Here is a 14,525-nt window from a genome sequence, read left to right as displayed (position 1 = left end):
TGATTTTACTGTCTGTTTAGTTCTTTCTGCGTCTTCTTGAGAAGATAGCTAAGAATCCACCGCCTACTAAGAGAATTGCCCCGGTTGCCATCGTCACGATGTCCTTCGTATCGCCAGTAATCGGAAGTTCTTTCGTTTCTTTAGCTTTAGCCTTAGTTTTCGGTTTTTGGGTCGTTTGTGCTTCCGCTTCAACACCGCGGATCAAAACCAAGTGATACTTACCGTTTGCAAGACCTTTGAAGTTAACGTTGCCTTCTTCGTCAGCCATGACGCCGCGAGCGATGATGCGGCCATCTTCATTAACCACATTGTAGATGGCACCAGGCTTGCCGCCTTTTAATACCAGCGAGACAGTTTCTTCTGCAAAACCAAAATCGAGAGTGAAATCTTTATCGCCGTCATTAATCAAGTTGCCTGATTCAGCCTTCCAAGTTGACGAATCTTTTGATTTGTCATTTGTTCCGTTTTCCTTTGCAGGGATCAGACCTTTCAAAACACCTTTTGAAGCTTCTCTATCAATACTTACCATATAATGCTTGCCTTCTGGCAACGATGGCAGATTAATGAATTCATAATGCCCTTTACTGTCTGTCTTGACCGGTTTTACTACCTTACCACTCAGATCAGTAACCGGTTTTCCATCCGGGCCTGTAATAACTATGACAACACCCGGAATACCAGATTCACTTTTATTTTGGACACCGTTTCTGTCTTTATCAAGCCAGATATAATCTCCGACAGATACGGATTTCTCAATAAACCCAAAGTCTAAGGATAGATCTTTATCTCCATCATTAATCAAGTTGCTTGACTCACTTGTCCATGCTGAGGAGTCCTTATCCTTATTGCTTGTTCCATTTTCTTTTGTCGGAGCCAAATTAGTCAGTGCCGATTCTGATGCATCTCTGTCAATACGTACCGTGTAGTGTTGCCCCGCAGGCAGCGATGGCAGATTGGTAAATTCGTAGTGACCACCCTTATCGGTCTTTGTTACCGTGATCTCTTTGCCATCATTGTCTTTTACAGCTTGTCCGTTTGGCCCTTGGATCGTAACCGTCACGCCTTCAATACCTTTTTCGTTATCATTCTGGATACCATCTTTATTCATATCAAGCCAGACGTAGTCTCCAACGGACACGGACTTCTGAATAAATCCAAAGTCTAAAGTAGTATCACTGTCTCCGTTTTCAATCAAATTTCCTGATTCTGACTTCCATGAAGAAGAATCCTTAGCTGAATCCCCTCCTACTTTTTCTTTCGTCGGAATCAGATTGGTCAGTGCATCCTTCGATGCATTCTGATCAATTGTTACTGTGTAGTGCTTACCTTCAGGTAGAGCAGGTAAGTCATCAAATTCATAATAACCTTTAGAATCAGTCTTTGCTGCCTTGACTTCTTTGCCGAAGACATCGATTACTGGTTTGCCATCCGGGCCAGTAACGTTGACCACTACATTTTCAATTCCAGATTCATTATTATCCTGAATACCATTTTTGTTCTTATCAAGCCAAATGTAATCTCCGACCGACACGGATTTTTCTATATAACCAAAATCCAGTGTCGGATCATTATCTTGATCATCCGGAAGTGAAATGGAATCCGCAAAATTCGACGATGAATCTTGTGTTTTGCCGCCCTGACCGGCCAGCGTCGGGATCAAGTTGCTCAGCGCTGTTTTAGAACTATCTGCATCACCGTCAACCGTAACCCGATACAATTGTCCTAGGAGCAGTGCCGGCAGATTGACAAATTGATAGTAGCCTTTATTTCCATCTTTAGTACCCGTTTTTTGAGGTTGCACACTGTACCCGAATACATCCGTTACCGGGTGCTCTCCGTTTGCATCAACCAGTGTCAGATGAACCTGAACATCATTAATGCCGGATTCGCCGTCCTGCTGAATGCCGTCACGGTTCGTGTCTTTCCAGACATAGTCACCAACGGAAACCGATTTTTGGACAAAGCCAAAATCGAGGGTCGGATCGTCGTCTCCATTTTCCGTTAAAGCTTCTGATGTCGCCGACCATGTGGACGAATCCTTCTTTCTATCATTCCCCTGACCGGCCAGCGTCGGAATTAGGTTGGCCAAAGCTGAAGCTGATTGATTCTGATTGATCGTGACCTGATAGTACTGATCACTCGGCAGTGCCGGCAAATTCGGGAACAGATAGTAGCCATCTTTTCCGGTTGTCTCGTTTTTCGCTGTTGTCTGCGTTCCGACTTCATTGCCAAAAACATCGGTGAATTTTGATTTAACGACTTGGCCGTCAGCATCCACAACTGACACGCTCAATCGGACACCATTAATGCCGTCCTCGCCGTTCTGCTGGATGCCGTCGCGGTTCGTATCTTTCCAGACATAGTCACCGACAGACACCGATTTTTCAACAAAACCAAAGTCCAAAGTCGGGTCATCGTCTCCGTCATTGTTGAGAGCTGTTGCTGTCGAAAGCCACTCAGACGAATCTTTGTCTTTAGCCGTTGCATTGTTTTTCGTCGGAATCAAGTTTTTTAAGGCTTCAACAGTTACGGAATCATTTTTGTCAATTACCGTTTGATAATATTCTCCGTCTGGAAGCAGTGGCAGATCTGCAAAGTGATAATATCCTTTTTTTCCGTCATGCTCTGATGTTACCTGTGGTTCAACACTCTCTCCGTCAATTGTTTTTACATCAGTAGAAACTGTTGCTCCACTTCCGTCAACCACAACTAAATTCAGTTTGACACCATTAATGCCGTCCTCGCCGTCTTGCTGGATGCCGTCACGGTTTGTATCTTTCCAAACATAATCGCCGACGGACACCGACGGCACTTTAAATCCAAAATCCAGTGTCTGATCGGAATCTCCGTCATTCTTTAGATCTCCAGATTCAGCTGTGTCTGTTGATGAATCTTTAGCTGAATCCCCCTGATGTTCCGTTGTCGGCACTTTACCGTCCAACGCATTTTTCGTACTTTGATTGTTACCATCAATGCTGACCATATAATGCTGGCCGCCCGGAAGAGCCGGTAAATTCTTGAACTGATAATACCCAGATGAATCCGTTGTCTGCTCCAATGACGTTTGACTGCTCCCGTCCGGCATGATAATTGCCTCACCGTCGGAGCGTTTTACCTTCAGAACGACACCGGGAATACCGTCTTCGTCATCATCCTGAACACCATTACGATCTTTGTCAAACCACACATAATCGCCGACAGACACATAGCCGACATCTTCCCCGGATCCAGTCGCCGAACCCGATACAATTCGAACATTCACAGGCTCACTATAAGGGGTACTCGTATAGCCGGTGCCTTCAACAAAGGCATTATTCGATATATTGGTGAGTCCTTTGCTTCTGACAATGTTTTGATCATAGGTTAAAATATAAGCCTTGTTTATATCTTCACCCGAGGTGAATTTCAACTCGAAGCTTTCGCCTACATCGTCTGCGGTTGGTGTAAATGACAAGGAGTAGTCGTTAGCCGGTATCTGCCCGCCTTTCGTCAGATCGCCTGTTTCCGAATCTACAACCGCAGAGTAGAGTTTAAATGAATCATGATCATAGGTCTGATTGATGCTTAACTGATCCTTCAACGAAACACCTGTACCGAGATCGGACTGTGCCTTGTTAATTTCCACGATCCAGTTTACCGTGTTTTTATCATCTGACATCTTTCCATCTTTAACCGTATAATCGAGTGAGTGAGGAATGGTGACTGTTTTGCTGAAGCTTGTTCCCTCATCATCCGTTATATCTGCATCTTTTAAAACGACGTCGTTTTTATACTGACCATTACTATAAGCGACGCCGATAGGCTGCGACTGATACTCAATGACATAGGGGCCATTGATTGCATTTTTGAATGTAAGTATAAATCCGGTTACGCCCTGCGCATTTGTCGCAGGTGTCACGCCGTAATCAGCAGGATCAACCAAGTCACCTTTTGACGATTCAGAAAAAGTGTTTGAATGAACATTTGCATTGTAATTAAATTTGTAGACTTTAATTAAAGGCTTCCCGTCTTCACCCGTGGTTACTAAATTATAACCGCCATTGCCATCCGGGTTCTGCACCAAGGTATCCGTAACGGTCGCTTTTCCCATCGCTGTGCTGTTAAAATTAATCACTGCGTCCCATGTAAAGGTTTTGGCTGCCGCGTCGTACTTGCCTGTCTTATAGCCATTGTACTGTTCAGCATCACTGGGATCAATAGATATACCGCCTGTTTCCGTTTTGCTTGATCCGTCGGAATAAGTCAGTTCATAGCTATTATTATAGCTGGATACATCATTGTCCGGGTCATACTTGGTTGCATAGGTTAACAGGTATTCAATGGTGCTGATCGCCTGATGAAAATTGATCGTGAATCCATTAGTATTTTTAATAACCGTATAATCCGTATCAGCTAACAGCGAGTCTCCACCAGTCTTACTTTTGATCACAACCGACGATGGATCAAAACCGGTCACTCCCGCACCAAATGTGTCGGTCAGCGTCGGCCCTTTAGTTGAATCAGTTTGATCAGACAGTGTTTTGCCTAACTCGTTTAAATCAATCGTCCAGTTAATTGTGTTACTCGTCGGATCAATCGATCCCGACTTTGTAATCCCGACATTGTGCACTTTTACTGTAACGGTCTTTGATGTTTTTCCATTGCTGGTCACGACATTCGACACGTCGCTCTGCTCGACATGATCAGGATCAGCCGCCTGCGTCTTATAAGTGATGACATAGGCGTCGGATGTTGGCTGACCGTTGTTTAAGGTGATGTCAAAGGTTTTTTTGTCGGATGAAACATTGGTGACATCTGCGGCTGATGTAACATCGACTGCATCTTTATAACCACCCGACGCATTGGTCGGCGTGACTTGCTTCACCGTAAGCGATCCATCGACATAACCGCTGTCACCGGTCACCGTATCATGTAGCACTGGTGAAGCAACCGTACTGTTGTTAAAGTTATAGTTTATCGTCCAAGTGATCGTCTGTGTTTTCGGATCGTAACTGTTGTTCGCAGACTTGGTCATAAACGGCGCATACTGAGCGGTAACTGTTTTATTAATTGACTCACTAATTGGGCTGCCGTCAACTGTTCCGCCGAGTGTCACTTCATTTTTAAAAGTTGGCGAACCGGATTTCTTTGAATCCTGAATTGCCGTCTCATAGACAATGCGGTACGGCTGTGTAATCGCAGGATCTGTAAAGGTAATAACAAACTGGCCGTCCGGATCCGGATCCGAAACTGTGTATTTGTTGCTGTCCAAAGCAGCCACAGCTTCATCCTCCGGATCATTTTTGCTCCCGTCTAATTTAACGGTCAGCGGGTATATCTTCACATTGCTTTTGTCAAAATTCACACCCGCGGGCAAGGTATCGGTCACTTTAGCTCCGCTGATCGTCTGGTAGCGCGTATTGACATCCATCTGCCAAGTTATTTTTGATGGGTTAAAATCCCGGTCTGTTGATCCGTTCTTAGAGACATCAGGTATGCTCGTATTCGGTTTAAACGAGAGCGTGTACGATGTACCGGAGAGGAAAGGAATCGTCTGTGTAACAGTCCCGGTTTTTAAGCTTTGTGAAAAGCTGACATTTATCGCCAAGTCCCCGGCACGATTCTTTAAATTCGGATGATCGGCATAATAGCCGTTAAACTGAATGCTTGCCGTTCCGTCAGATCCGACGGTAAAGGTGCCGACAGTCGCATTATTGGCACTATCGAATACATCAGTTGAAAAGCCGTCGCCAACATCGATCTGGCTGGGAATGGAAAATGTATAGGCAGCGCCATCGGCAATCGCAACCGAATCATCGGCCGACCAATGATAGGTTAGGTCAACCGTTCCATTCTGATTAATGTCCGTATCTATCAAAGATACAGACTTGCCATCTACTTTGAAACTGCTTAATGATAAATGAAATCCTGAGTCTGAATTCAAGGTGCCTTCCGCACTCGCCTTCCCCATCAGCGGCGTCACTGACAGTTGGCTGAAGACAACGAACAGTGACAGTGCGACAATCATCAACCGCTTCAGCACTTTGTTGTGCTTGGTTTTCTTGAATCCGAGTGGTAGTCTCTTTGCTCTCAATTGGCTTCTCTCCCTTGATTTTTCTGTGTAGGAATTGGGTAGTGATCTCTGTGAATAATATAGAAATCCGGTTTTAGTCCGGAGTGCATCAAAAAGCAGGTACAAGATTTCCTCCGAGAGAACTGAAGATGTCTGATCATGGCAGTTTTTGTGCTCAAATTATGTAAAAAAGGCGCAGTTTCCCCGGAATTTTGTTTATCCTTAGTTTAAATTCCAAATCTATACAGTTTCTGAACAAATTGTGACTGGTGTCACATCATATCGCCTGCTCGCGTTCGTATGACCGGAAATCAAAGGATACTGTTTAATTGACATAGGAATCTGACCTTGAGCCCTGTTCGTGCTTTGGCATCTCGGTTTCGTGCAAGGGTTCACTTTTTTCATGCATAGGATTCTTGGTTTCGTTCATTGGTACTGCCCCTGAGCCCCATTTGCGCATTGGCATCACTGTTTTGCTTAATCATGATTCAATTTTTACAGATCATTTAACAAACCGTTGCATTGCTTCGGCTGCACGTGTGTATGAAAAAATACCGCAAACCCCGTTCACACGGATTTTGCGGCATTCTTATTGCTTCTATAATATTAGGATAATCAGTTCATCGCGTCTTTGCTTTCTTTGTAGCGTTCATACATGCGAATGGCGCCGTCGACATTGCCCATTTCATTGTAAAGCTTGATAATCAGCTTCATCGTTCGCTCGTCATCTGGTTCAATTTGATTGATCTGCTGACAGATGTCCAGTGCTTCCGCCTTTTTGTTTTCCTTTATCAGGAATTTAGCAAGCCGATACGCGTGTTCGAACCAGAGCTCCGCTAATCTGATGCGCTCGGATTCTGCCCACAGATAGCCATACTCGCTAAAGTAATGATTTCGATAAGATTTGAAATACTGAATATGCGCCTTATATGTAGACAAGTCAAGCGGCGGAAGTGTCGTTAACTGCTCTTCCCACCGCTCAACATCAATGGCTGTTCCGGATAAGGTGAGCGAATAGCCGATATCATTTTTAATAATGTGATGATTGAACGGCAGCTTTTCCATGAGTTTGCGAATCTGGTAAACCGTTGTGTACAGCTGCGTCGTTCCCTTCACGTCATCCACACCCGTCCACAGCAAATCAATCAATGATTCTTTACTGACAAAACGGTCATGTTCCTTGAGCAGGTACGCATAGAGTTCACGCGCCCGTGATGTGCGCCATTTAACCGGTATGTATGTTTTCATACCGTTTTCTACTTTATAAAATTTAAGGCTGTCAAAACATTCAATGCCGAATGTTGTCTGCGGCGGCCGTGGCGCGGTCTGAACGTTCTCGCGATTTTTCAGCAGACGCTCCACAGCCTTAGTCAGTCGCGGCTTCATGATTGGCTTCAGCAGGTAGTCAATCGCATTTAATTCAAACGCCTTGATCGCAAATTCGTCATAGGCGGTTGTAAAAATGATATCAATACGCTCATCCGCTGCTTGAAGTGCCTCGGCAAGTTCAATTCCATTAAGTTCAGGCATCTCTATGTCTAAAAAAGCAACGTCAGGGGTTTGCTTCTTAGCCGCATCAAGTGCCTGCTCAGGATCGGTGAACGATTGAATCGATTGAAACGTTCCTGTCTCCTGCAGCATTTTTCGGAGTTGGTTGCATGCGAGTTCTTCATCATCAACGACAAATGCGTTCATTGTTTTCCTCCTTTGCATTGGGTTTATAATTAGGCATTTTCCCGATTATTACATTTTCATTACATTGATTATACCACTCGCCGCGAAAGTACAAAAATTTAATCTCTTTATCTCCATGCGGCTATTCAATTTGTGAATCCAAACTGATAGAATGACAAGTATCCGAACGAATTCAGGAGTGAGCTGCCATGCACCGCACATCTGCCTTTATTACTGTCCTCTTAAGTTATATCGGTCTGTTTTTAATTTTTTTATCATGGACACATTTTTACGATGTCAGCGGACCCACGGCAAAGAACGGTGTGATTGACCTCAGTCACTGGAATTTTGAGAAGAACGGCAATGTCCGTCTGAACGGCACGTGGCAATTTTATCCGAATCAACTGCTTACACCTAAGACCCTTCATGATGAACAGGCCAGGCATTCAATGATGGTACCTGTACCCGACAACTCGCGAAATTCGATCGCGAAAAACAGTGCTGAAGCACAGGCAGGCACGTATCGGCTAATCATTCGTTCGGAACGCGGAGGCCAGATATTCGGCCTCCGTACTATAGTCATTTATAGCTCGAATCGCGTTTTTATGAACGGGCAATTGATCGGACAAAGCGGCAAGCCTTCTTTGGGCAGTCCGCAACAGGCGTCACTTCGCCCATATGTCACCTATTTTCCATTGAGAAAAGGTGATAATGAACTGATGATCCAGACTTCAAGAGCAATAGGCAGTAGTGGTCAGGGCATTACCAAACCGATTATTTTGGGAACACAAGAAAAGATGGCGCGCAGTCATGATTTCGCTTTATTTAACGATATGCTGATGATCGTCGCGTTCTTTTTTATGAGTCTGTACTTTTTCGGTTATTATTTTCAGCGCAGAAAGGATGTTCATCTGCTGTTCTTTTCGATATTCTGCCTATTCTTTGCAGTGGTGATTTCCTGGATCAGTCAAGCGCGGATTATTTACCTTCTCATTCCTAATCTTTCGTTATCCATGTTGGCGGCAATTGAAGGTATCAGCACGATCGGCATCGGCATTTCGGTACTTCTGTACCTTTATTACGCCTATCCGAGATTGGTTTCCAGAAAGATACTGCTCCTTGGGATTGCGCTCTCGCTCCTTACATTATTTTTAGATACTCTGCCCTTTGATTTCTTGTCCTATGTGACCTACTATCTTCACACATTTTTAGCTGTTTCGATACTCGCCTACGCTTCTTATATTTTTGTCCTTGCGATCATTCAGCACATGGAGGGAAGCGTCTACCTGACTATCGGCACGTTTTCCATGAGTACATTTGTGATTATCACCACCATTAATTCATACAGCTCGAAGAACTTTTTTTCGGTTTACTCTGTTTTTTCATTAATTTTTCTGCTGATGCTCTCACTCATGATGTCCAAGCGATTCTCGAATGCTTTCGAACGAAGTGAAACTCTAGCCGAGGAATTAATTCAAAATGACAAACTTAAGGACGAATTTATTGCCAAGACATCCCATGAGTTTCGGACACCTCTTAACGGGATCATTAATACCGCGCAAACGCTGCTTGCAGGAAAACGCGATCGAAAAATCGGTGAGGAAGCGGACAAAATTCAGATGATCACACGGATCGGGTATCGGCTGTCCGCTTTGGTTAACGATATTCTGGATATGGAAAAAATAAAGCAGGGAAATCTGGCCCTTAATCTTATTCCATTAGAAGTATCGACGACCGCGAAGACAGAGCTTGCATTCTACAAACTACTGGCTGAAAAAAAAGGATTGACGATCATCAATGAAATCCCCGCAGACTTGCCGCTGATTTATGCTGATGAGAACCGTTTTCGACAAATTTTAAACAATCTTGTAGAAAATGCGGTTAACTATACCCGGCATGGACAGATCACATTAAGCGCCTGCCAAAAAGGACGCACTGTTGAAATCACGGTTTCCGACACCGGTATCGGCATCCCGTCCTCTGAACGCAACAAAATCTTTCAATCATTTGTACGCAGCGATGAACTTAACCAAAGTGAAGGAGCCGGACTGGGACTCAGCATTGTCAAACAACTTGTGGAATTGCAAAAGGGAACAATTTGGTTTGATTCGGAGGTTGGAACAGGGACAGCCTTCCATTTCACCGTTCCTATTTTCGAACAGACGCAAACGATCCAACCCGGGGCAACAGTCCGTCTTCCCAACGCGCATTGGAATTCAGATTCAACCGATGATCCAGCCGTTCCTCCCTTGGTCACTCCTTATCGGTCACATCTCGTTGATGCACCAACCATTTTAATCGTCGATGATAACCTGGAAAATCTCAAAATATTGATTGATATGCTTGAGAATATTCCATACAACGTCGTCGCTGTAAAGAACGGGATCGAAGCGCTGACGAGCGTGTCGCAGGCCAGGCCAGATCTCGTCATTCTCGACCTGATGATGCCGGGTATGTCTGGATTTGATGTTTGCCGAAAAATCCGCGAACAGTACAGCTTAATCGAATTACCTGTTCTGATGCTGACAGCGGCAATTATTAATGATGACAAGCATTATGCGTTCCGGGCAGGCGCTAATGACATTTTGCAGAAGCCCTATAATTTTTCCGAGTTTTCCGCGCGCGTTCGCGGACTGATCTTGATGAAACAGGTAGCAAACCAGGCGACAAATATGGAGATTGCATTCCTTCAGTCACAGATTCGGCCTCACTTTCTGTATAACGTACTCAATTCAATCATTGCGCTAAGCTATGAAGATATAGAAAAATCGCGTGAAATGACGGCCCAGTTTGCAGCCTACCTGCGCGGGAGTTTTGACTTCCAGAATACATCGGCGATGAGTACATTCAAGAAGGAGCTAGCACTGGTGAAGTCGTATCTCAAGATTGAGAAAATGCGTTTTCAAGATCGAATTCAAATCAGCATGGATATCGACGAGACCCTTAATTTTCCGCTGCCGCCGCTTATGATTCAACCACTTGTTGAAAATGCCGTTCAGCACGGCATTGGCAAGCGAAAGGCAGGCGGGCGGATTATCTTATCGGTCACACGGCACGATCATGCTTATGAGATTTCGGTAAAAGACGACGGCGTCGGTATGAATGAAGAAGAGATAAAAAACATCCTGTCACGGAATCATGGTCGCAGCGTCGGCCTAAAAAATATTAACGAACGACTCAGACACTATTTTGGCTCTCAGCTCATGATTCAAAGCGATGTCGGTCGCGGGACAAGCGTTTCCTACAAAATCAAAGTTGATCAATCCTCGGAAGATTCAAACGACTGAGTGTACAGCGGACAGCGCAGATTTTACAGAAGCGAGGGTGCCCAATGAAAAAAACAGCAATCTTAAGCTTGATCATACTTGGCTACACCGCTTTGTTTCTAATCTTTCTCGGCCTTTCAAATTTGTCTGAAGACAGCCGGCTTAAAGCAAGACATGGAGTGCTTCATCTCGAAAAATGGAATTTTGCGAAACAAGGAAACGTGCAGTTAAACGGTGAATGGACCTTTTACCGCAATCAATTGTTAACGCCCAAAGAAATTCATTCCGGATCAGGGAAAAATCCCGTCTTCACAAAAGTTCCCAACAACAATATCGGAGATCTGTCTCATCAGCCTCGCCCTGACTCCGGCACCTATCGTCTCGTTATACGGACCAATCACAAGCAGCAAATATTCGGAGTCAAAATGCCAATCATTTATACGGCAAATAAAGTTTATATAAATGGAAAATTAGTCGGACAAAGCGGCCGGCTCGACCCGGCACATTTCAGGCCGAAAACAGATGCGTACATCCGTTATTTTCCGATTAGAAAAGGCGATAACGAACTGATTATTCAATTTGCCAATTACAAATTGATCAATGGCTGGGGAATTGCTAAGCCTGTCTTATTGGGCACGGAACAGCATATCTCTCAGATGAGAGCCTATTCATTATTGACCGGCTGCCTGGTCATCGTTCCCTTTTTTATAATGGGATTATTTTATCTCGGCCATTATCTGCAAATGCGCAAGCAAAAAGTGTTTCTATATTTTTCCGTGATGAGTGTGTCTACCGGAATTATGCTCGCCACACTCGATCTCGAAGGCATTCTCTATATTCCTTTTCCATGGCTTCCCTTTTGGCTGCACGCGCGTCTGGAAGGCATATCCACTGTTCTAGGATCAATTATGATCATCATGGTTCTTGCCGTCTCGTACAAAGAACTCACTTCAAGGAAAATCATCAGAGCTGTTCAATATCTGGGCAGCATTCTGATCATTATCGACCTGATTTCTATAAAACTGGCAACAAATTACTTCCTAGCCTTCCACGGTTTGCTGGCCGTGTCTGTTTTAATTTACGCTACCTACATATTCATCTTAGCTGTCATGCGTCGAATGGAGGGCAGCGGTTACCTTATTATCTGTGCCTTTTCACTAAGTATCAGTACACTGACGGCCATACTTAATGCATACAATGCCGGCCAAATTCTTGCGCTGAACGCGATCACGGCCATCGGATGCATCCTCTCGCTCTCGCTCCTTATGTCGCAGCGCTTCGCCCGCGCCTTCCATCATACCGAGGCATCGACACAAAAGCTGATCCGAATTGATGCGCTTAAGGATGAATTCATCGCCAGAACGGCACATGAGTTCGAAAAACCACTTAATGGAATTCTTTCCGCTTCTCAGGCATTGCTGAAAAGCAAGGAAGATCGCTCGGTGAGGGAGGAACAGGATAAAATCGAGGCCATCATTCATATGTGCTACCGCCTTTCCGACCTTGTCGGCGATATTCTGGATCTTGAAAAAATCAGCCAGGGAATGATGATGCTCAATAAGAGTCTGATCGACATCTCTTCTTTGATTAATCTCGAGCTGGCTTTTTACACACAAGCCGCTGAAAAAAAAGGGGTGTCAATTGAAAACAACGTGGCGGCTGACCTTCCCCATGTATGGACAGACGGCAACAAATTTCGGAAAATCATCAACCATCTTTTGGACAACGCCGTGAAATATACCCATCAAGGAAAAATAACAATCGCGGCAAAGCTGCAGAAAAATGATGTGGAAATCATCGTGGCAGATACCGGAATCGGGATTCCTCAAGCGGCTCATCAGGCCATTTTTGATCCAATTCAACAGGCCGATACTCATGAAAAAGAGGGCATCGGTCTCGGCCTGAGTATTACTAAGAAACTGGTTGAACTTCTAGGCGGAAAAATTTGGTTTCATTCTGTGATCGGCACCGGTTCCGTCTTCCATGTTACCGTACCGCTTTTAAATCAAAACAAGAAAACGGCCGGCAGATCAAATCGGGTGGCGCATACAATTACCGATCCAATCTCGGTAGAACCCTTGACTACTCCCTACTATTCTCGGCAGATCAGTGCGCCGACACTTTTAGTTGTCGACGATGATCCCGAAGATTTAAAGCTTCTTGTCACCATGCTGGAGAAAATTCCTTATAACATCATTGCAGTAAAGAACGGCAAAGAGACTCTTAATGTCATAGCTCATAAGAATCCGGATCTCGTCGTTCTGGATCTGGTCATGCCGGGCATGTCCGGTTTCGATGTCTGCCGCAAAATTCGCGAGCAGTACGCCATGACCAGCCTGCCGGTACTCATGCTGACTGCCGCAAGTACAAATATAGACAAGCATTACGCATTTCGCTCCGGTGCAAATGACATTCTGCAAAAACCGTATAATTTTTCAGAATTCTCAGCGCGCATCCGTGGGCTCTTACTTATGAAAAACGCCGTACGCCAAACAACAAATATCGAAGTTGCTTTTCTTCAATCACAGATTCGTCCGCATTTTCTATACGACGTTCTGAATTCAATCATCGCTCTCAGTTATGTGGACGTTGAAGAATGCCGTAAAATGATCGCTCAATTCGCCGCTTATCTGCGCGGAAGCTTTGATTTTCAGAACACATCTGAGATAAGCTCGTTTAAAAAAGAACTTAATCTGGTCCGATCCTATTTGGCGATCGAAACGATGCGATTCAGGAATCGGATACAGATCGTTGTTGATGTTGACGCTTCACTTGATTTTCCGTTTCCGCCGCTTATGATTCAGCCTCTCGTCGAAAACGCCATTCAACACGGCCTCGCCTATCGCAAGAAAGGGGGGCAAGTGACACTGGCTGTTCACTGTGAGAACAAATACGTCATCATTCAAGTGATGGATGACGGCATCGGCATGACCGATGAACAAATACAAAGCGCTCTGAACAAGGCCCACGGGCACAGCGTCGGTCTGAAAAGCATAAACGACCGCCTGCAACAGCTCTATGGGACCGAATTGCTGATCAAAAGCGCGGTTGGACGGGGGACCACAATCACGCTGCGTATCCCGGTGAAGTAAAAGTCGATCTGTAACAAGTAAAAAGTCGATACTCATTTACCGACTTTTTACCCGTCGCCGCATTATCGGAGAACCTTCACTAATCATTTCAGTACAGTTGAAAAGTGAAATACAGCATATAATTTCCTTTTTTTGAAGATAGCAATATATTTGCATTCACTATAGGTACTTCACTCGAAGATAAGAAGAGGGGTTTCTAATGAATGATATTATAAATTTGGTTATCGTTATTTTTATATTTATATTTTGTGGTGTGGCTCTTTTTCAATTGCTGAGAGTCTTAAGCAAAGATTTAGATTTTATTCATATAATTATGAAGGTCATTAGAATGTTGTTTAAATCGAATGATTAGAGCTGAGACTTCCACCGCGTTCAACCTACTGAAAGCAAACAATAAAACAGTTTCTAAAAAATTCCCTGGAGTGGCACTCCTGTACAGAG

At 44.4% G+C, this 14,525-nt stretch carries 4 protein-coding genes; 2 read left to right on the top strand and 2 right to left on the bottom strand.

The features are described 5' to 3' along the window. Nucleotides 1-16 precede the first annotated feature (16 nt). Nucleotides 17-6,073, bottom strand: a complete 6,057-nt coding sequence (locus NIE88_RS06810; protein WP_253060575.1) for an SdrD B-like domain-containing protein — start codon at nt 6,071-6,073, stop codon at nt 17-19. A 594-nt stretch (nt 6,074-6,667) separates the two neighbouring features. Beyond that, nucleotides 6,668-7,747 (bottom strand): response regulator, encoded by a 1,080-nt coding sequence (locus tag NIE88_RS06805; RefSeq protein WP_253060574.1) that lies wholly within the window; start codon nt 7,745-7,747, stop codon nt 6,668-6,670. A 188-nt stretch (nt 7,748-7,935) separates the two neighbouring features. Here NIE88_RS06805 and NIE88_RS06800 point away from each other — a divergent pair, with 188 nt between their 5' ends. Together NIE88_RS06800 and NIE88_RS06795 are read left to right on the top strand one after the other, a co-directional pair. Then, complete coding sequence (locus tag NIE88_RS06800; RefSeq protein WP_253060573.1) at nt 7,936-11,013, top strand: hybrid sensor histidine kinase/response regulator; 3,078 nt, start codon at nt 7,936-7,938, stop codon at nt 11,011-11,013. A gap of 44 nt (nt 11,014-11,057) precedes the next feature. After that, nucleotides 11,058-14,084, top strand: a complete 3,027-nt coding sequence (locus tag NIE88_RS06795) for an ATP-binding protein (protein ID WP_253060572.1) — start codon at nt 11,058-11,060, stop codon at nt 14,082-14,084. Nucleotides 14,085-14,525: the final 441 nt, after the last annotated feature.

The sequence above is a fragment of the Sporolactobacillus shoreicorticis genome, assembly GCF_024125445.1.
GTDB classification, from domain to species: Bacteria; Bacillota; Bacilli; order Bacillales; family Sporolactobacillaceae; genus Sporolactobacillus; species Sporolactobacillus shoreicorticis.
The sequence above is the reverse complement of the archived record's forward strand: the minus strand, read 5'-3'. Positions and strand labels throughout refer to the sequence as shown.

Bases quoted from the DNA above. Each gene is read 5' to 3' on its own strand.
- NIE88_RS06800 (WP_253060573.1), top strand. From the start codon at position 7,936: ATGCACCGCACATCTGCCTTTATTACTGTCCTCTTAAGTTATATCGGT.
- NIE88_RS06795 (WP_253060572.1), top strand. From the start codon at position 11,058: ATGAAAAAAACAGCAATCTTAAGCTTGATCATACTTGGCTACACCGCT.
- NIE88_RS06805 (WP_253060574.1), bottom strand. From the start codon at position 7,747: ATGAACGCATTTGTCGTTGATGATGAAGAACTCGCATGCAACCAACTC.